Origin of the sequence: Leisingera sp. ANG-Vp (assembly GCF_000813725.1) — a bacterium.
In the GTDB taxonomy this organism is placed as follows: domain Bacteria; phylum Pseudomonadota; class Alphaproteobacteria; order Rhodobacterales; family Rhodobacteraceae; genus Leisingera.
Window position 1 is genome coordinate 1 of the sequence record NZ_JWLD01000016.1, and the last position, 18,236, is coordinate 18,236.

The 18,236-nt window shown below is 62.4% G+C and carries 17 protein-coding genes; 11 read left to right on the forward strand and 6 right to left on the reverse strand.

The window, feature by feature from the left end:
* Positions 1-128 precede the first annotated feature (128 nt).
* The 4 genes from RA20_RS06165 to RA20_RS06180 all read left to right on the forward strand — a co-directional run bounded on the left by RA20_RS06165 (position 129) and on the right by RA20_RS06180 (position 2,560).
* Positions 129-587 carry a DUF2852 domain-containing protein gene (locus RA20_RS06165; protein ID WP_039125728.1) on the forward strand — a complete coding sequence of 153 codons (459 nt, stop codon included), beginning with the start codon at positions 129-131 and terminating at the stop codon, positions 585-587.
* Between the two features lie 78 nt (positions 588-665).
* Positions 666-1,097 (forward strand): RDD family protein, encoded by a 432-nt coding sequence (locus RA20_RS06170; protein ID WP_039125730.1) that lies wholly within the window; start codon positions 666-668, stop codon positions 1,095-1,097.
* A gap of 255 nt (positions 1,098-1,352) precedes the next feature.
* On the forward strand, positions 1,353-2,177 hold the full coding sequence (locus tag RA20_RS06175; protein WP_039125732.1) for an arginyltransferase: 825 nt from the start codon (positions 1,353-1,355) through the stop codon (positions 2,175-2,177).
* Complete coding sequence (locus RA20_RS06180) at positions 2,177-2,560, forward strand: VOC family protein (RefSeq protein WP_039125733.1); 384 nt, start codon at positions 2,177-2,179, stop codon at positions 2,558-2,560. Before RA20_RS06175 ends, RA20_RS06180 begins: the two co-directional genes overlap by 1 nt.
* 144 nt (positions 2,561-2,704) lie before the next feature.
* Here RA20_RS06180 and RA20_RS06185 read toward each other — a convergent pair whose 3' ends face one another.
* The 3 genes from RA20_RS06185 to RA20_RS06195 all read right to left on the reverse strand — a co-directional run bounded on the left by RA20_RS06185 (position 2,705) and on the right by RA20_RS06195 (position 7,223).
* On the reverse strand, positions 2,705-5,059 hold the full coding sequence (locus tag RA20_RS06185; RefSeq protein WP_039125735.1) for a TRAP transporter large permease: 2,355 nt from the start codon (positions 5,057-5,059) through the stop codon (positions 2,705-2,707).
* 15 nt (positions 5,060-5,074) lie between these two features.
* Positions 5,075-6,001: a TRAP transporter small permease subunit gene (locus tag RA20_RS06190; protein WP_039125737.1), complete on the reverse strand. Its 927-nt coding sequence runs from the start codon at positions 5,999-6,001 to the stop codon at positions 5,075-5,077.
* Positions 6,002-6,140: 139 nt separating this feature from the next.
* Complete coding sequence (locus RA20_RS06195; protein WP_039125738.1) at positions 6,141-7,223, reverse strand: TRAP transporter substrate-binding protein; 1,083 nt, start codon at positions 7,221-7,223, stop codon at positions 6,141-6,143.
* 283 nt (positions 7,224-7,506) lie between these two features.
* On the opposite strand from RA20_RS06195, the gene RA20_RS06200 reads away from it, so the two are divergent.
* The 3 genes from RA20_RS06200 (at position 7,507) to RA20_RS06210 (ending at position 10,669) form a co-directional block, all read left to right on the forward strand.
* Positions 7,507-8,934, forward strand: coding sequence for a cache domain-containing protein (locus tag RA20_RS06200; RefSeq protein WP_039125740.1), 1,428 nt, complete (start codon positions 7,507-7,509; stop codon positions 8,932-8,934).
* A gap of 51 nt (positions 8,935-8,985) precedes the next feature.
* Positions 8,986-9,630, forward strand: a complete 645-nt coding sequence (locus RA20_RS06205; protein WP_039125933.1) for a response regulator transcription factor — start codon at positions 8,986-8,988, stop codon at positions 9,628-9,630.
* 70 nt (positions 9,631-9,700) lie between these two features.
* A complete protein-coding gene (locus tag RA20_RS06210) occupies positions 9,701-10,669 on the forward strand; it encodes a LuxR C-terminal-related transcriptional regulator (protein ID WP_039125742.1) in 969 nt (322 codons plus the stop codon).
* A 3-nt stretch (positions 10,670-10,672) separates the two neighbouring features.
* On the opposite strand, the gene RA20_RS06215 is transcribed toward RA20_RS06210, so the two are convergent.
* Complete coding sequence (locus RA20_RS06215) at positions 10,673-11,818, reverse strand: lytic murein transglycosylase (protein ID WP_039125744.1); 1,146 nt, start codon at positions 11,816-11,818, stop codon at positions 10,673-10,675.
* Positions 11,819-12,085: 267 nt separating this feature from the next.
* Between RA20_RS06215 and RA20_RS06220 the strand changes: the two genes are divergently transcribed.
* The gene (locus tag RA20_RS06220) at positions 12,086-13,075 is read left to right on the forward strand and encodes an MBL fold metallo-hydrolase (RefSeq protein ID WP_039125746.1); all 990 of its coding nucleotides are present in this window, start codon (positions 12,086-12,088) and stop codon (positions 13,073-13,075) included.
* A 68-nt stretch (positions 13,076-13,143) separates the two neighbouring features.
* On the opposite strand, the gene RA20_RS06225 is transcribed toward RA20_RS06220, so the two are convergent.
* Complete coding sequence (locus RA20_RS06225; RefSeq protein ID WP_039125747.1) at positions 13,144-13,995, reverse strand: HalD/BesD family halogenase; 852 nt, start codon at positions 13,993-13,995, stop codon at positions 13,144-13,146.
* A gap of 402 nt (positions 13,996-14,397) precedes the next feature.
* Here RA20_RS06225 and RA20_RS06230 point away from each other — a divergent pair, with 402 nt between their 5' ends.
* Both RA20_RS06230 and ilvN read left to right on the forward strand, forming a co-directional pair.
* Positions 14,398-16,149, forward strand: a complete 1,752-nt coding sequence (locus tag RA20_RS06230) for an acetolactate synthase 3 large subunit (protein ID WP_039125749.1) — start codon at positions 14,398-14,400, stop codon at positions 16,147-16,149.
* A gap of 85 nt (positions 16,150-16,234) precedes the next feature.
* Positions 16,235-16,795: an acetolactate synthase small subunit gene (gene ilvN, locus RA20_RS06235; protein WP_039125751.1), complete on the forward strand. Its 561-nt coding sequence runs from the start codon at positions 16,235-16,237 to the stop codon at positions 16,793-16,795.
* A 45-nt stretch (positions 16,796-16,840) separates the two neighbouring features.
* Here ilvN and RA20_RS06240 read toward each other — a convergent pair whose 3' ends face one another.
* Entirely contained in the window at positions 16,841-17,326 is a 486-nt protein-coding gene (locus RA20_RS06240) for a cold shock domain-containing protein (protein ID WP_241482219.1), read from the reverse strand.
* 149 nt (positions 17,327-17,475) lie between these two features.
* Here RA20_RS06240 and RA20_RS06245 point away from each other — a divergent pair, with 149 nt between their 5' ends.
* On the forward strand, positions 17,476-18,234 hold the full coding sequence (locus tag RA20_RS06245) for a helix-turn-helix domain-containing protein (RefSeq protein WP_039125755.1): 759 nt from the start codon (positions 17,476-17,478) through the stop codon (positions 18,232-18,234).
* Positions 18,235-18,236 lie beyond the last annotated feature (2 nt).

The window sequence follows — 18,236 nt, forward strand, 5'->3', positions numbered from 1 at the left end:
ATTCAGATGGGGCACTCCAGTAAAACAATGTGAAAAAGATTTACATGGAGACTTGAAAGCACCCGGCCGGGTTCCGATATGCAATCATGTGAAAGGGATTTACATTCACCGCAACCTGGAGGACCCCGATGACGAGTTTCACCCAAACCGCCCCCCATACCCCGGTACAGGGCTGGTTTTCCCGCAGCGAAGCCTGGCTGGACAGCAAGGGCAAAGGCGCCTGGATCGCCGCAATGGTACTGGGTTTCGTGTTCTTCTGGCCGGTTGGCCTGGCCCTTCTCTTCTACATGATCTGGAGCAAACGCATGTTCAGCAAATCCTGCCGCAGCCACAAACGCAAAGCCTGGGCGCATCATGGCTTCTCGGCAATGAAACCCTCGGGCAACAGCGCCTTTGACGCCTATAAGGCCGACACCCTGCGCCGCCTCGAACAGGAACAGCACGATTTTGAGGCCTTCCTGCAGCGCCTGCGCGAAGCCAAGGACAAAGCAGAGTTCGACGAATTCATGGATGAGCGCGCCCGTGCGGCGGCCTCCGGCGAAGATCTGGAGGATGATCAGGACGGTGGCGAACCCAAGCGCCACTGACCCCTGCACCTCCGGCTGCCCCGCCCATCCGTCCGGGCGGGGCTTCCTTCCTTCCCGCTTCAGCAAAGGACCCCGTTCATGACCGCCCTGCCCGATCCTGACTACCAGGCGGAATTCTATGCCTCCGTGCCGGCCAAGCGGCTGGTGGCCTGGATTATCGACAGTGCCCTGATTTTCGGCCTGAGCGCAGCCACCGTGGTGCTGACAGCCTTTACCGGACTTCTGATTTGGCCGCTTCTGTACCTGGCGGTGGGTTTTGCCTACCGGACGGTAACGATCGCCAATGGCTCGGCCACCTGGGGCATGCGCTTTGCCGGTATCGAATTGCGCGACAGCTCCGGCCGGCGCTTCGACAGCGGTCTGGCGGCGCTGCACACCGCAGGCTACTCCCTGTCGCTGGCGCTGCCGGTCCTGCAGGTAATTTCCGTCATCCTGATGCTGACCTCCTCCCGCGGCCAGGGCCTGACCGACCATTTCCTCGGCACGGTGATGCTGAACCGGCGGACGTGACCGCAACACCTTAGTACCAGTACAGCCAGTGCGAAGCCCGGCTTGGTGGCGGGCTTCGCCAAAGATTTCGGGATCAGGCCCTATCCGGAACCGGACGGCAGCCATCGCCGCGCTGTCTGCGTCAGGCACCCCAGCAACAGCTTTCCGTTAATCCATTTCCCACAACGCTACTTGGCGCACCGCCGCCGCGGCGCTATCATCATCCGGGTAACGGCCACCCGCTTGCCTGTCCCGCGAAACTGCTGAAGAGTTCTGATGCGCCACACCCTTCCGATTGCACCGCAGTTTTATGTGACCGCGCCCCAGCCCTGCCCCTATCTGGAGGGCCGCATGGAGCGGAAACTGTTCACCGCGCTTCAGGGCGACGGGGTGGAGCAGCTGAACAACAGCCTCAGCCAGCAGGGTTTCCGGCGCTCGCAGAACGTGCTCTACCGGCCTTCCTGCTCGGAATGCTCGGCCTGCCTGTCGGCACGGATCGATGTCTCGGCCTTCAAGGCGACCAGGAGCCAGAAGCGCACCCTGAAGCGCAATGCGCATCTGGAGCGGCGTGCCACGTCGCCCTGGGCGACCGAGGACCAGTTTGCCCTGTTCCGCAGCTATCTCGACAGCCGCCACGCCGATGGCGGCATGGCCGATATGGATGTGTTCGAATATGCCGCAATGATCGAGGAGACCCCGGTGCGTAGCCGGGTGGTGGAATATGCGGCGCCGGGCTCCAGCCAGCTGACCGCAGTGTCGCTCACAGACGTGCTGGAGGACGGCCTCAGCATGGTCTATTCCTTCTACGCGCCGGATCAGCCGCAGAACTCGCTTGGCACATTCATGATCCTCGATCATATCGAAATCGCGCGCGAAGCCGGGCTGCCCTATGTCTACTTGGGCTACTGGGTCCCGGGCAGCCAGAAGATGGGCTACAAGGCCAAGTTCTCCGGCCTCGAGATCTACCACCGCAGCGAGTGGAAAAAGATGACCGACCCATCAGAGTTCGAAACCGCCAGCCACCCGCTGTCGACCGATCCGATTGCCGAACAGGTCGCCAATATCCAGCTGCCCGAACAGCCCATTCACCGCCAGCGCTGATGCAGTACCTGCATGCCGTCTCTTTGGTGGTGCCGGATTATGACGCCGCCATCGCCTTCTACTGCGGCCAGCTCGGCTGGCAGCTGGCCGAGGACATCGACCAGGGCCGCAAGCGCTGGGTGCGGATCCTGCCGCCGGGCGCAGATCAAGGCAGCCTGATCCTGGCCCGGGCCGAAGGGCCTGCGCAGCAGGCCGCCATCGGCAACCAGTTCGGCGGCCGCGTCGGGCTGTTCCTGGCCACCAATGATTTCGCCCGCGACCACGCCGCCATGCTGGCCCAGGGCGTCACCTTCGAAGAAGAGCCCCGCATTGAGCCCTATGGCACCGTCGCTGTCTGGCGCGACCCGTTCGGCAACCGCTGGGACCTGATCCAGTTCGCCTGACCCTGCCAGTCCCCGCCGCTTCTTTCTGGTCCTAAGTACCCCGGGGTGAATACGCCAAAGGCGCAGAGGGGCAGCGCCCCTCCCCCGCCAAACAGCAAAGGGGCCCGCAGGGGCCCCTTTTCCGTTTCACTTGCCTGATCCCGCTCAGTTCGGGATCAGCGCCGGCACGATGGTCACGATCGACGGGAACAGCCACAGAATGCCGATGCCCACCACCTGGATCAGCACAAACGGCACGATCCCGCGGTAGATGTGGCCCGTGGTCACCTCCTTGGGTGCCACCCCGCGCAGGTAGAACAGCGCAAACCCGAAGGGCGGCGTCAGGAACGAGGTCTGCAGGTTCACCGCCACCATGATGGTCACCCATTTCGGATCAAACGAGCCGCCATAGATCACCGGCCCGACAATCGGGATCACGATGTAGATGATCTCCAGGAAGTCCAGCACAAAGCCCAGAATGAACAGCACGATCATCACGATGATGAAAACTGTCATCTCATTGTCGAAGCTCTTCAGGAACTGCTGGATATAGTGCTCGCCGCCAAAGGAGATCACCACCAGGTTCAACAGCTGCGAGCCGATCAGGATGGTGAAGACCATCGAGGTCACCTTGGCGGTTTCCCGCACCACCGGGGTCAGCACGCCGGACTTGAACAGCACCCAGCAGCCGTACAGCAGGCCGAACAGCGCATAGAGGTAGGTGGCATAAGCTGCAAAGAAGGCAATCCAGCTTTCAACGCTCACCCCGCCCTGGTTCACACGCAGGTCGAAGTTCATGCCGATCAGGATGCACAGCATGACGGCAAAGGTGGACCAGATGATGATCCTGCCCGACTTGCCCTCATCCTGCAGCTTGCGGTAGGCCGCCAGCATGATGGCGCCGCCTGCCCCCAGCGCCGCAGCCGGCGTCGGGTTGGTGATGCCGCCCAGGATCGAGCCCAGCACCGCAACGATCAGCACCAGCGGCGGGAACACCACCCGGATCAGATCGTTCCTGGCGCAGCGCGCAGCCGCCTCGCGGCAGCCGTAAAGCGCCAGCAGCACCGGCAGCGCGATCCACAGCACCGTCGCACCGGCAGACGTGGTTGGCGCAATCGCCACCAGATCCACCAGCGCGATCAGCAGGATGCCGATGGACCCCAGGATCAGCGGCTTGGCATCGCGCGACGGCGCCACACCGCGGCCGAATGCCAGCACCAGACCCAGCAGAACCATGATCACGGAGATGCCGGTGCCAATGGGGGCTGCGGCAGCGATCTTGGCGTCGCGGGCGGCGGCGATTTCTTCCTCGCTCAGCTTCTCCGCCAGGGTCACACCGCCTGCGGCATCAATGGCTTCCTGCTCTGCCACCGCGGCGTCCCAGGCCTCCTGCCCGTGCAGGTCGATCATCGAGGCCTTGCACTCGGCGCCCACATTGGTGCGCAGAGAAGCGGTTTCACCGGCGTCCGAGAAGGCCGAGACGGTGATGTTCTGGCTGCCGATCACGTTGAAGCTCGACAGCAGCACCGCGCCGCCGATCAGCGCGGCAGGCACGCCCAGGAACCAGATCAGGCCTTCGTTGCGGGTGATCACCTCGCCGGTGCCGCCTTCGATGGTGACGGCCGGCGCCTTATGCGGGTTCAGCAGCGCATAGCCGAAGGCATAGATCGCATAAAGCAGCGCCAGCAGGATGCCCGGCAGCAGCGCCGCCTGGAACAGGGTGCCGACCGAAACCACCGCTGGCTCGCCCAGATAAGTGAGCGCGTCGGAGCAGCCTGCCTCCATCGCGCGGGTCTCCTGCGCGGTGGAATAGAGGTCGCCCGCCAGCGTGCCCAGAAGAACGATCACAATCGACGGCGGAATGATCTGGCCCAGGGTGCCCGAGGCTGCGATCACACCGGTCGCCAGTTCCGGCGAGTAGTTGTTGCGCAGCATGGTTGGCAGCGCCAGCAGGCCCATGGTCACCACGGTTGCGCCGACGATGCCGGTGGAGGCCGCCAGGAAGGCGCCCACAACCACAATCGATACCGCCAGGCCGCCCGGCAGCGGACCAAAGACGCGCGCCATGGTGGTCAAGAGGTCGTTGGCGATCTTGGAACGCTCCAGGGTGATGCCCATCAGCACGAACATCAGCACCGCCAGCAGGGTTTCAATCGACGCACCCGCCAGCACCCGCTCGTTCATCCGGTTGACGATGAAGGAGATGTTGCGGTCCAGCGCCACTTCCCAGCCCTGCGCGAACACAGGTTCTGCCAGTCTTGGCAAGTCCGGGTAGCGGAAGACCGACACCTTGTCGGGCCTGATGCCCGAATTCAGCAGGTCGCGGTAGGCCTGCGACGAGGTATCGATCGCCTGGTGGATCAGGATGCCGGCACTGTCCAGCGCCGCGATGATCCCGAAGGAGATGATCCCGGCACCGCCGATGGCAAAGGCCACCGGGAAGCCGGAAAGGATGCCCCCGAAGAGGCAGAAGAATACGATGAGCAGGCCGATCTCGACGCCATCAAGTCCAAATAGCATGTTTCCGACGTCCCTTTAGTGCGTGCCTTCGTAGGCTTCTTCACCCTCTCCAAGGCTGTCCTTGTCGAGGTATTTGTTTTCACTGCCCTGGCCTTCGACGAACTCGAGGAACGAGCGGTAGAAGAAGGCGATGGCGTGCAGGAACACGAGGCCGGCAAAGGCGACCAGCAGGATCTTGAACAGAAAGTAGGCGTTGAAGCCGTTGGGGCTGAAACCGATGGTCTCGACGTTCCAGCGCAGGGCGCGGGACTTCATCACCAGCCGGTCCAGGCTGTCCGAGGCCGAGGGCTTCGGCACGATCAGGTGCCGCCACAGGAAAAACCAGCCGTACATCCAGGTGAGCACCGCCGCGGGCATCATGAACAGCAGCGAACCGATCATGTCCACAACCTTCTTGGCGCGGAAGCTGATACCGGAATAGATCAGGTCAACGCGCACATGGCCGCCCTGCACGAAGGTGTAAGTCACACAAAGGCAGACGACCAAGGCGTTGTAAAACTTCAGTTCCTCGGCAAACCAGCTGATGTCCTGGCTGAACGGAATGCCAAAACCGAAGCTGATGTCAGGCCGGGCAAAAACGCGCTGCATGAAGACGATGATGATCTGCTGCAGAACCATCAGAAGGCCTGCCCAGGCGAAGAAACGGCCGACGGTATTGGCCACTCCCTCAAGCCCGCGCACCATGCCCCACATGAAGCCGCGGAAGTACAAGCCCACGCCGGTCAGCACCAGGAAGGTGGTGAAGACGACAAAAAAGAACTCGACCGAGCCGCCATAGTAGACAAAGCGCATGACCGAGGCCTTGTCGGACCAGTCAAGCCAGAGCTGCGGATGGGTGATGGCGTAGCCGAAATTGTAGAAGGCGCCTGCGAGGTTCTGGATCAGCCAGACAAGCCCGCCCCAGATTGCGCCAAAGAAGGTGATGCCACTCTCTTCCTGCATGTTTCCCCCGGGAAGATTGCTGCGAAGCTGCTGCGCTGGGTTTGGCACGCGGCGTCTGCCGGCCGTCCCGCGTCACTAGCAACTGCATGTGGATCCCCCGCGCCGCGGCGGAGGATCCGATGAATGCCGGTACGGCAGATTAGCCCAGGACGCGGTCGCGCTGAACGCGGTAGGCGCCTTCGGATTTGGTGATCCAGCCCGAGGAAGCTTTCATCGACGCTTCGACGCTGTTGCGGATCTTCGCGAACAGCTCGTCGCCCATGAACTCGTCCAGGGTTTCCTTGGTCGCGGAGCCGAAGGCATCCCAGACGCTGTCCGGGAATTCCAGGGTCTTCACGCCGCCGGACTGCAGACGCTGCAGCGCTGCACCGTTGTTGTTCATGAACTGCGCCAGGCTCCACTGGTGGCCGGCACCGGCTGCGGTTTCGATGATCTTCTGATGCGCCGGCGACAGGCTTTCGAAGACGTCGCGGTTGGTGGCAACCGACAGCGCCGCGCCCGGCTCGTGGAAGCCCGCGGTGTAGTAGGTCTTGGTGATTTCCTGGAAGCCGGCCTTTTCGTCCGCCCAGGGGCCGATCCATTCGGTGCCGTCAATCGCGCCGGAGGACAGAGCCTGATACACTTCGGAGCCGGGGATGTTCTGCACGGATGCGCCCAGCTTGCCCAGCGCCTTGCCGCCCAGGCCCGGCATCCGGAACTTCAGGCCGTTGAAGTCTTCGGGGCCGTTGATTTCCTTGTTGTACCAGCCGCCGGCCTGCGGGCCGGTGTTGCCGCCGATGAAGGACTTCAGGCCGAAGATCTGGCCCAGCTCGTCATGCAGCGCATGGCCTTCGCCGTGGTAATACCAGTTCACCAGTTCCTGCGGGGTCATGCCGAACGGCACGGCGGTGAAATAGGCATAGCCCGGGTGCTGGCTGACAAAGTAGTAGTCAGCGGCATGGTACATGTCGGCCTGGCCCGCGGTCACGGCGTCGAACACTTCGAATGCGCCAACCAGCTCGCCTGCAGCTTTCAGGTCGATGGTCAGGTCGCCATCGGACATGGCGGTGATGGTGTCGGCAATGAACTGTGCAGAGTCATGCACGCCTGCCAGGCCGCGGCCCCAGGTTGTGACCATGGTCAGGGTGCGTTTGCCCTGGGCATAGGCCGGTGCCGCCAGGGTGCTGGCTGCTGCTGCGGTCCCGCCCAGCGCGGAAGTTCTCAAGAAAGAACGGCGATCCATAAATTACTCCTCCCATTATAAATCGGATGCCCGGGGATTTGCCCCTCGGGCGGATCGGTTCGAGTGGGGCCAGCCTAGCGGCGATGAATTTTATGTGAATACCTACTACTGCGTAGAACGGGACGTTTTTCTCCGGTTTGCCCGCAAATGTTGCGCACATCAGGGGCGAATCGGCTAACTGCCACACCCGCCCCGCGCGCAATTCTGCCCTGCCCCGCCGATTCTTCTGGGCGGCCGCGCCATGATTCGGTACAAGAATCTGACCAATTCCGGGACACCGTGCATGCGCCTGTTTGATACTCTTCTGCGCCCCAACTATGCGCAGAAACTCTCGCTGCTGATGACACTGCCGCTGATCGTGGCGGGCACCGCGATAGCGGTGCTGGTGGGCTATCAGTCGCGCGCTCTGGCCGAGCGCGAGATTCAGGCGCTGGAACTGCAGCTGCTGGAGGCCAAGAAGGCGGAACTGCGGAACTATGTGACCCAGGCGCGCAACGGCTTTGCCCATATCTATGGCCTGGCCGCACCCGATGACGCCAAAGCCAAGGAACGGGTGACCCAGATCCTCAGTGCGATGATCTACGGCAAGGACGGGTTCTTCTTTGTCTATGACTACGACGGCACCAACCTGGTGAGCCCGCGCCAGACCGAATACATCAACCGCAACTGGGCGGGGCTGACGGACAGCGACGGGGTGCCGGTGGTGGACGAGTTCATCCGCCTCGCCCGTGACGGTGCCGGCTGGCACAGTTTCACCTGGGAAAAGCCCTCGACCGGGGAAGAGGCGCAGATGATCGCCTATGTGCTGGGGCTGCAGGACTGGCAGTGGGCGATCGGCACCGGCGTTTTCATTGACGATGTGCTGGCCACGGTGGCGGCCTCGCGCGCCGAAGTGGAGGCACGGGTGCAGCGCACCTTCTTCTACATTGGCGGCATTACCCTGGTGTCGCTGATACTGGTCTTTGCCTCCGGCATGTTCCTCAACATCCGCGAGCGGCGCTTGGCCGATGCCAAGCTCAAGGAATTGACCCAGCGGGTGTTCGACGCCCAGGAAGAAGAGCGCGGCCGGGTGGCACGCGAGCTGCACGACGGCATCAGCCAGCTGCTGGTCGGGGTACGCTATGCGCTGGACAATACACGGCGGCGGCTCACGCGCGGCGACAGCGAGGCGGCGCAGGCGCCGCTTGAGAAAGGCACCGAGAACCTGCTCACCGCCATTACCGAGGTCCGCCGCATCAGCCGCGACCTGCGCCCCGGCGTGCTGGACGACCTTGGCCTTGGCCCGGCGCTGAAGGCGCTGACCGATGATTTTGCCGCCCGCACGGGCATCGAGACGGAATTCTCGACCGTCGTCTTCCGCAACCGGCTGGACCAGGATTCCAAGATCGCGCTGTACCGGATCGCCCAGGAGGCCCTGACCAATATCGAGCGCCACGCAGAAGCGACCAAAGTCAGCATCGACCTGCGCGGCCACAAGCGCGGCGCTACCATGCGGATCACCGACAACGGCCGCGGATTGCCGCCACGGGATGCCCGCTCCGGCCCCGGAATCGGCCTCAGGAACATGCAAGAGCGGATCGAACAGCTTGACGGAGCCTTACGCATTCTGTCATCACGTGGCACCCAAAGCGGCACGGTGATCGAGGCCAGCCTGCCTCTCAGCCACCTGCTGCCGCCTGGGGAAGAGGGAACGCCGGTTCAGCTGCCATAGGGAGATGGCAGGCGGGCGGGCCCGGCAAAGGAAAGCTGCATTGGGGGAATGATGGCTGATCCGGTGAAAGTTCTGATCGTGGATGACCACCCGATGGTGGCCGAAGGCATCCAGTCGATCCTGGAAAGCTACGATGATATCGACGTGGTCGGCTCGCTGACCGATGGACAGGACGCAGTCGATCACATGGGCGCGCTGGCGCCCGATGTAGTGTTGATGGATTTGAACATGCCCAAGCTCGGCGGCCTCAGCGCCACCGAAATCATCCTCGAGCAGCACCCCGGCACCCGCATCCTGATCCTGTCGATGCATGACAGTCCCGAGTACATCTCGACCGCCCTCAGCCATGGCGCCATGGGCTATGTGCTGAAGGACGTGCCTACGGACGAGATCAAACAGGCGATCGACGCGGTGATGGAAGGCCAGACCTACCTTTGCACCGGCGCAGAAGGCTCCCTGAAGCCAAAAGGGGATGATGCCCGCGAAGCACTCACCGGCCGGGAACAGACGATCCTGCTGGAGCTGGCGCAGGGCAAGTCCAACAAGGAAGTCGCGCAAGCGCTTGATATTTCGGTCAGAACCGTCGAGACCCACCGCAAGAACATCAAACGCAAGCTGGGCATCTCTTCAACTGCCGGCCTCACCCGCTATGCGCTGGAGCATGGCGTGCTGCAGGGCACCGGCGCCGGGTTCTGATCCCGTCACCCAGAATTTCCTTTGCGGTTTGGCCTCCCTGCCCTAGCCTCCCGGGCCAAGGAGACGCGCCATGACTTTCGCCAAGCCCCCGATCCCGCCGGAAACCCAGGCCAAGTGGCAGCGGGTGGTGGATCTGGTGGCGGAGCTGACCGATGTGCCGGCCGCGCTGATCATGGCAACCGTGGACAAGGATCACCGGGTCAAGGTCTCGAACTCTGCCGAAAACAACCCCTACTACCCGGGCCGCAAGTACCATTTGAACGAAAAGCTCTATTGCTTCGGCGTCTTTGAAAACGACGGCGAGCTGGTGGTTGAGGACGCCCAGTGCGAGCCGCGCTGGCAGGACAACGAGGATATGGAGCACGCCATGTCCTTTTATATCGGCTACCCGATCAAATGGCCGGACGGCGAGGTTTACGGCACCATCTGCGTGCTCGACACCCGGCGCAACAAGCGCGCGCTGATGTTCCGCAAGGGCCTGCAGGAGTTCTGCCGGGTGGTTGAGGGCGATCTGGCGCTGCTCTTGGAAGTCGCCCAACGCAAACAGGCCCAGGCCGAGCTGCGCGAGACAGTGCGCGCCCGCGAGGACACCATCAAACGCCGCACCAAAGCGCTGGAGGATGCCAATACTGCGCTGCGCGTGCTGATCGACAATGTCGAGGCCTCGCGTCACGAGACCGAGCAGCAGATCGTGCAGCAGATCAAAGGGATGGTGCTGCCCTATATCGCCAAGCTCCGCCATCTGGACGCGGACCGGGAGCTGCAGAGCGCCTATCTGCTGATGGTCGAGGACAACCTCAAGAACATCACCTCAGCCCTGTCGTCCAAGCTGACGGAAACGCTGGAGCAGCTGACACCGGCCGAGACCGAGATCATGCAGCTGATCATGATGGGCCGCACCACCAAGGAAATCGCCGCCACTTTGGGCCGCGAGACCAGCACCATCGACTTTCACCGCAACAACATCCGCCAGAAACTGGGCCTCAGCCGCCGCGAAAACCTGCGCCAGCACCTGATTGCGCTGAGTTCAGCGGAGTAGCCGTTAGTTCAGGCTGTCAAGCAGCGCCTTGGACGGATCACCCGTTGCAGGCAGTCCGCGGCTGGACTGAAAAGCGCTGATCGCAGCGCGGCTCTTGGGTCCCAGCACCCCGTCGGCGCCGCCGGTGTCAAAGCCCCTGGCGGTCAGGCGTTTCTGCAGCAGGATGCGGTCGTCCTTGGTCAGCCCGTATTTGTCCGGCGGGAAGCTGGCACGCAGCGGTCCGCCGCCTGCGATACGGTCGGCTAGATGGCCCACCCCGATCGCGTAGGAATCCGAGTTGTTGTATCGCTTGATGGCATTGAAGTTGCCGGTGACAATGAACACCGGCCCGCCTTCCTGCGGCTGCAGGCTGCGGCCGCCGGGCGTGCCCGGCGCCCCGGCCTCACCGCCCCACTTCACGCCGCGGGTCCAGCCGTTCCGTTGCAGATAGGCGGCGGTCGAGGCCAGCGCATCCGAAGGATCCTCGGACCATATGTCACGCCGCCCGTCACCGGTGAAATCCACCGCAAAGGCCTGGTAGGAGGTTGGAATGAACTGGGTGTGCCCCATGGCCCCCGCCCAGCTGCCGGTCATCCGTGCAGGGGTGATGTCGCCGTTTTGCAGGATCCGCAGCGCCGCCAGCAGCTGCTTTTCGAAAAACGCGCCGCGCCGCCCGTCGTAGGCCAGCGTCGAGGTGGCCGAGATCACCGGCACATTGCCGCGGCGCTCGCCATAGAAACTCTCCAGCCCCCAGACCGCACAGATGATTTCAGCATCAACGCCATAGGTGCGCTCCAGCGCCCGCAGGGTTGCGCCATGCCGGGCAAAGGCGGCGCGGCCTTTGCTGAGCCGTTCGTCAGACACCGCAATCGACAGGTAATCCTCAAGTGTGCGCTTGAATTCAGTCTGGTTGCGGTCGCGCTTGACGACCCCCGGCAAATACCCCGCACCGCGGAAGGCCGCACGCAGGGTCGCCGAGGAAATGCCCTTTGCCTCAGCGCGGGTCCGGAATGCCGCCACCCATGCGTCATAGCCTGCGTTCGGTGCGGGCCGCAGGTCTGCCGGCAGACCGGGCGAGCCGGAACTGCCGCTTGCCGGCACCGTGCTGCTGCACGCCGTCAGGCCCAATGCCGCGAGGCCAAATCCAAAATGCCGCCGTGTGATGCTCATGCCGCTGCCCGTTCTGGTGAGTTCTGATTTGCCCCGGTTCTCCCGGGGTCCGTTGCAGGTCAGGCTGCCAGAAAGCGCGCCCCGCGCCAAGGCCGGGAATTCCCCCGCAGCAAGGACCCGCCACCGCGGTTTTTGCAGCCATTATGGGGAGAACCCCCATATTCCCCCCATAATCTTCCGGGGCACCCCTCAGCGCTTTCGCTGCCTAGCCTGTTTGCAGCGCTGCCCCGCAGGGTGGCCAGAACCAAAAACAGGGAGACGCGAACAATGGACGAGCAAAAGAAGAACCTGAAACCGGCCCGGCTGGACGGGCGCAAGGACGATCTGGCACCGGGCCTGTCGCGGCGCAGTTTCTTTGCAGCGGCAGGCGCTGCGGGCGTGGGCTCGGCGGCCAGCCTGCTTGGCTCCACCAGCGCCCAGGCGCAATCCACCGACTGGCTGCAGCCCGGCAACAACAACCATGTGATCGACCTGCAGAACATGTCTGCCTTTGCTGATGGCGAGGTAAAGATCGATTTCTACGGCCACTGCGCAATCAAGATCACCTCCCCCGGCGGTGCCTCAATCCTGTTCGACCCGTGGCGCGATGACCCCTCCGGCGCCTGGGGGCTGTGGTTCAAGCAGAAGTTCCCGGAAACCCTGGTCGACATCACCATGTCCACCCACACCCATTTCGACCACGACGCTATCGACCGGCCGCAATCCACCATGGTGCTGGACCGGATGGTGGGCACCTTTGAATTTGCCGACCTCAAGATCACCGGCTATGCCGACAAACACGCCTGCGTGGCCCCCGGCTGGTATCCCTGGACCGACGCGCTGGCCGAATTCGGCGTCGATGCCTGCCCGCCCAACAACCCCGGACACATGGATATGGTGACCTATGTGGTGGAAACCGGCGGCATCCGCACGCTGATCTGGGGCGACAACCGGCCGGATCCGGCGGACGGTTTCTGGGACGCCATCGGCCGCATTGATGTGCTGACCCTGCCGGTTGATGCTTCCGAGCACATCCTGTCCTATGAGCAGGCCAACGCGCTGGTTGAACGGATCAACCCGAAGGTGGTGATCCCCACTCACTACCTGTCCGAAACGACGACTTACACGCTGTCGACCCTGCAGCCTGCAGACAGCTGGGTCCAGGACCAGAAAAGCTTCAAGATGCTGGATGGCGCCTCGCTCACCCTGGCGGCGGCAGAGGTGCAGGGGATGAACAAGGAGTTTCTCTATTTCGGGCACAATGCGCTGACGGAGTAATCCTCGGCGTTGCCGCAAGCAAGTGCCCGGCAGACCGGGCGCCCTCCCCCAGGGCGCCCGGAATTCCGTCAATCCCTGAGCGCGTCCGCCCGCAACCCTTCCCGCTCGTAGTGGCGCGGCAGCACCCGGCCGTAAAGCTGCTTGGTGCGCTCGACACCGCCGCACATGCCCTCCTTTTCGACAAAGGAGAAGATGCCGACATAGCGTTTGCGCGGCCCCTCGACCGGCGCCACCCTGTGCAGTGAATAGCGGCCGCGGAAGATCTGCAGATCGCCGGGCTGCAGCACCAGCTTGCGCACCATCGGGGAATTGCCTGCCAGCACCCGCGCCACGCCATCGTAGTTTTCATCGGTGGGCGTGCGCAGCATCGGCACATATTCAAAATCCCCACCGGCCTCGCCGTTCTGAATGGCCAGCGTCACCGTGTAATTGTTGGTATCGAAATGCCAGGGGAAGCCCTGCCCCTCCTCAACCATGTTGATGATCACATCCGCCAGCGGATCGTCATAACGGAAGAACCGGTCCTCGGGCTCTCCCAAAGCGGTGCGGATAAAGGGCATGAAGCCCGCAAATTCATAAATCGAGCGCAGCGGGCTGGCGGGCCCGAAATTGTCCGCCGGGATGAAGGCGTTGGAGCGGTCATAGAACTGCCGAACCGGGTGGCTCTCGGACAAGGTGCTGTCGTCCTTGGAGAAATAGGCATTGGTCCGGCTAAAGGACTTGTGCCCTTTGTCTGCGACAGTATTCGCTTCGGCAACCAGCCTTGCCACCCCTTCCTCGTGGACAAACCCGGGCAGCACCGCGCAGCCATCCGCTTCCAGCTCCCGCTGCAAATCCGCAATGAGCCGCTCGTAAGCTCTGGAGCTGGGTCTGTCGATCGGGTAGCGGCCCAAATCCACCAGGTCAGCGAGATGCGCCATTCAATGTCCTTCCCTGCAAACTCTTTTGAGTTGAGCTTGCCTGCGGAAAACCCGCCGATCTGGCACAAACAGGACAGCCGGATGCCGGTTTTGAACGATTTCGCAACTCTGTGACCGGGCATTTTCGCGGAAATTTCGCCGCACCCCGGGATTTGAGCAAGAAAATGTCTCTGGACAGGGCTTTTTAGACACCTTTCCCTGTTGACGCCCCTGTCCAGCCCACATAATGTCCGCTGCAACGCAAAAAGGAGCCAGTGACGTGAACGCACTAGTCGTAATCGTAGGAACCAAGCGCATGGGCCGGTAACGGTAGACCATAATCGAACCCATGCGCCTCCGAATGAAAATCGGGGGCTTTTTTTATGCGAAACGGACGATGCCGCCAATTGGAGCAAAAAGCAGATGACACGTGAAATGACCGGCGCAAAGATGGTTGTCCAAGCCCTGAAGGATCAGGGTGTGGATGTAGTCTTCGGATACCCAGGCGGCGCCGTGCTGCCGATCTATGACGAGATCTTTCTGCAAAACGACATCCGCCACGTGCTGGTGCGCCACGAGCAGGGCGCGGTTCACGCCGCCGAGGGTTATGCCCGCTCCACCGGCAAGCCCGGCGTTGTGCTGGTGACCTCCGGCCCCGGTGCCACCAACGCGGTGACCGGCCTGACCGACGCGCTGCTGGACTCGATCCCGCTGGTGGTTCTGACCGGCCAGGTGCCGACTTTCATGATCGGCTCGGACGCCTTTCAGGAGGCCGACACCGTTGGCATCACCCGCCCCTGCACCAAGCACAACTGGCTGGTCAAGGATACCGACAGCCTGTCGGGCACCCTGCATGAAGCCTTCCATGTCGCCACCTCCGGCCGTCCCGGCCCGGTTCTGATCGACATCCCCAAGGACGTGCAGTTTGCCACCGGCGAGTACACCGGCCCGAAACCCGCCGCCTCGCACTACCAGCCGCAGGTCAAGGGCGACATGGAGGAGATCACCGAGCTGGTTGCCGCCATCGAGGCCGCCGAGCGCCCCGTGTTCTACACCGGCGGCGGCGTGATCAACTCCGGCAATGCCGCCAGCCAGCTGCTGCGCGAGCTGGTCGATGCCACCGGCATCCCGGTCACCTCGACCCTGATGGGCCTTGGCGCATATCCGGCCTCGGGCAAGAACTGGATCGGCATGCTGGGCATGCATGGCCTTTACGAGGCCAACCTGGCGATGCACGGCTGCGACCTGATGATCAACATCGGCGCCCGTTTTGATGACCGGATCACCGGCCGCCTGGATGCCTTCAGCCCGAATTCCAAGAAAGCGCATATCGACATCGATCCCTCCTCGATCAACAAGGTGATCCGGGTCGACATTCCAATCGTTGGCGACGTAGCCCATGTTCTGGAAGACGTGCTGAAGGTCTGGAAGGCGCGCGGCCGCAAAGTGAACCGCGAGGCGCTGGCCAAGTGGCACGCCCAGATCGACGACTGGCGCGCGGTCAACTGCCTGTCCTTCAAGAACTCGGAAAAGACCATCAAGCCGCAGTACGCGCTGCAGCGCCTGGAAGAGCTGACCAAGGGCCATGACCGCTATGTCACCACCGAGGTCGGCCAGCACCAGATGTGGGCTGCGCAATACCTGGGTTTCGAGGATCCGAACCGCTGGATGACCTCAGGCGGCCTCGGCACCATGGGCTATGGTTTCCCGGCCTCGATCGGGGTGCAGATGGCGCACCCGGATGCGCTGGTGATCAATGTGGCGGGCGAAGCCTCCTGGCTGATGAATATGCAGGAAATGGGCACAGCGGTGCAATTCCGCCTGCCGGTCAAGCAGTTCATCCTCAACAACGAGCGCCTGGGCATGGTGCGCCAGTGGCAGGAACTGCTGCACGGCGAGCGCTACAGCCACTCCTGGTCGGAAGCCCTGCCCGATTTCGTAAAGCTCGCCGAAGCTTTCGGCGCCAAGGGCATCATGGTCAGCGATCCCAAGGATCTGGACGATGCGATCATGGAGATGATCGAATACGACGGGCCGGTGATCTTCGACTGCCTGGTCGAGAAGCACGAAAACTGCTTCCCGATGATCCCGTCAGGCAAGGCGCATAATGAAATGCTGCTGGGCGAGGCCGAGACGCAAGGCGTCATCCAGGCCGGCGGCGCAGTGCTGGTGTAACGCGGCCCCGCCGCAAATTTCTTCTAAGAAATTTGCCAAGAAAATTCGAATTTTCTTGGCAGCGAGATACGAAAGAGAGGCACGAATGTCTGCCCTGCATATCAAAAAAGGCTCCACCCGCCACTCCGCCTACAACCTGCGCCCGACCTTTTCGGATGTGCAGGAGCGGCACACCATTGCGGTTCTGGTGGAAAACGAACCCGGTGTCCTAGCCCGCGTGATCGGCCTGTTCTCCGGCCGCGGCTACAACATTGAAAGCCTGACCGTGGCCGAGGTCGACCATACCGGCCACCTCAGCCGTATCACCATTGTCACAACCGGCACTCCGCAGGTGATCGAGCAGATCAAGGCGCAGCTGGGACGGATCGTATCGGTGCACGACGTTCATGACCTGACCGTCGAAGGCGACGCAGTGGAACGCGAGCTGGCGATTTTGAAAGTGGCTGGCGAAGGCGAAAAGCGGGTCGAGGCGCTGCGGCTGGCGGATATTTTCCGCGCCAATGTGGTTGACAGCACCCTGAACAGTTTTGTTTTCGAGATCACCGGCGCGCCCGACAAGATCGACGCGTTTGCCGATCTGATGCGGCCTTTGGGTTTGACCGAGATTGCCCGCACAGGCGTTGCCGCGCTGCTGCGCGGCGCCTGATCCGAATTTACACCTAAACGGCGCCGGCCATTGGGTGGCCGGCGCTCAGCGCCGCCCGGCCTGTAGCGCCGCTGCGGCGTTTCTTTTGCTTGCTTCCCGCACCGGGAATGGAATCACCGTGCCACCGCTGGCATCCTCAGAAGAGGTTCCGGCGGCACAGCCGGCCGCTGCGCTCAGCCGCCCGGCCAGATCCGGGCTGCCTTTCTCCATCAGCACCACCAGATTCTCTGCGATCCTGAAATTACCGCTCACGGTTACATCGAATTCAACCCAGTCCCCCGCATTCAGCTCCTGGAAACCGGCCTCTGCATCTTTGTTTGTGTAAAAAGCAAGGTCGCCCTGATCATCGCACCAGATAACAGCTTTGTTCAGGGTTTCATCACTCCATAAAACGACTCCAATCATACCAGTCCTCGCATTGCCGCTCTGCAATTCTGGAACAATTGATGTGACGCCAACATGACTAAATCCGTGCCGGCCTATTGCATTTTGTGTCAGTTTGACTAGCCTGCTGACGTGAAGTAGCGACAACGCTGACGCCACACGGCAGCACCCACTGAGGCGATGCTGTCAGATATTGGCACAAGCTGCTCGTATGAAACGCAAAAAAGCCGCAAATTGCCGAACGACCAGGGGCAAAGATGAACAGCCAAAGCCGCTCCCCAGCTGATTTGAGAAACATGTTTGGCGCCAACCTGCGTCAATTATCGAGGCAATACCCGTCCGTTTCGGAACTGTCCCGCCAGCTGGGGATCAACCGGACCCAATTCAACCGCTACCTCTCGGGGGAGAGCTTTCCCCGACCTGACGTCCTGGACCGCATCTGCCGGTTTTTCGAAGTCGATGCGCGTATTCTGCTGGATCCGGTGGAGAAACTGTCGAAGGCCGGCCAGGTTGTAAACGGCGCCTTTCTGGCCGATTTCCTGGGCCGCGGCGTACAGCAGCTGAGCGAGGAGTTTTTCCCGTCCGGGTTTTACCGCTTCACCCGCCGCAGTTTCATCAACGAGGAAATGTTCGTCATTGGCCTGGTCTATGTGTTCCGCGACGCAGGTGTGACTTATATCAAGGGGTTCGAGGCAAAAGAAGCAATGCGCAGCCAGGGGTTGTCGGCAACCCCCGGAGTACGGGAATTCCGCGGCTATATCAGCGGCCACGAGGATGGTGTCGCCTTTGTCATCGCCCGCCGCAAGGCGATGACCTACTCGTTCAACTACCTGGCGCGGGTGGCATCGCTGGAGAACAACTTCTGGTCCGGCTATGTGGCCCGCACCGTCCGCGAAAGCCAGACCGGCGAGCGCGTGACACGGATGGTGTATGAGCATCTGGGCCGCGACACCAAACAGGTTCTGGAGGCCGCCCGCAGCGCAGGCTTTGCCGATGAAGAGGCGCTGCTGCCCTTCCACCGGCGCCTGCTGCAGACAGATCAGCCGTTCCGCTGACG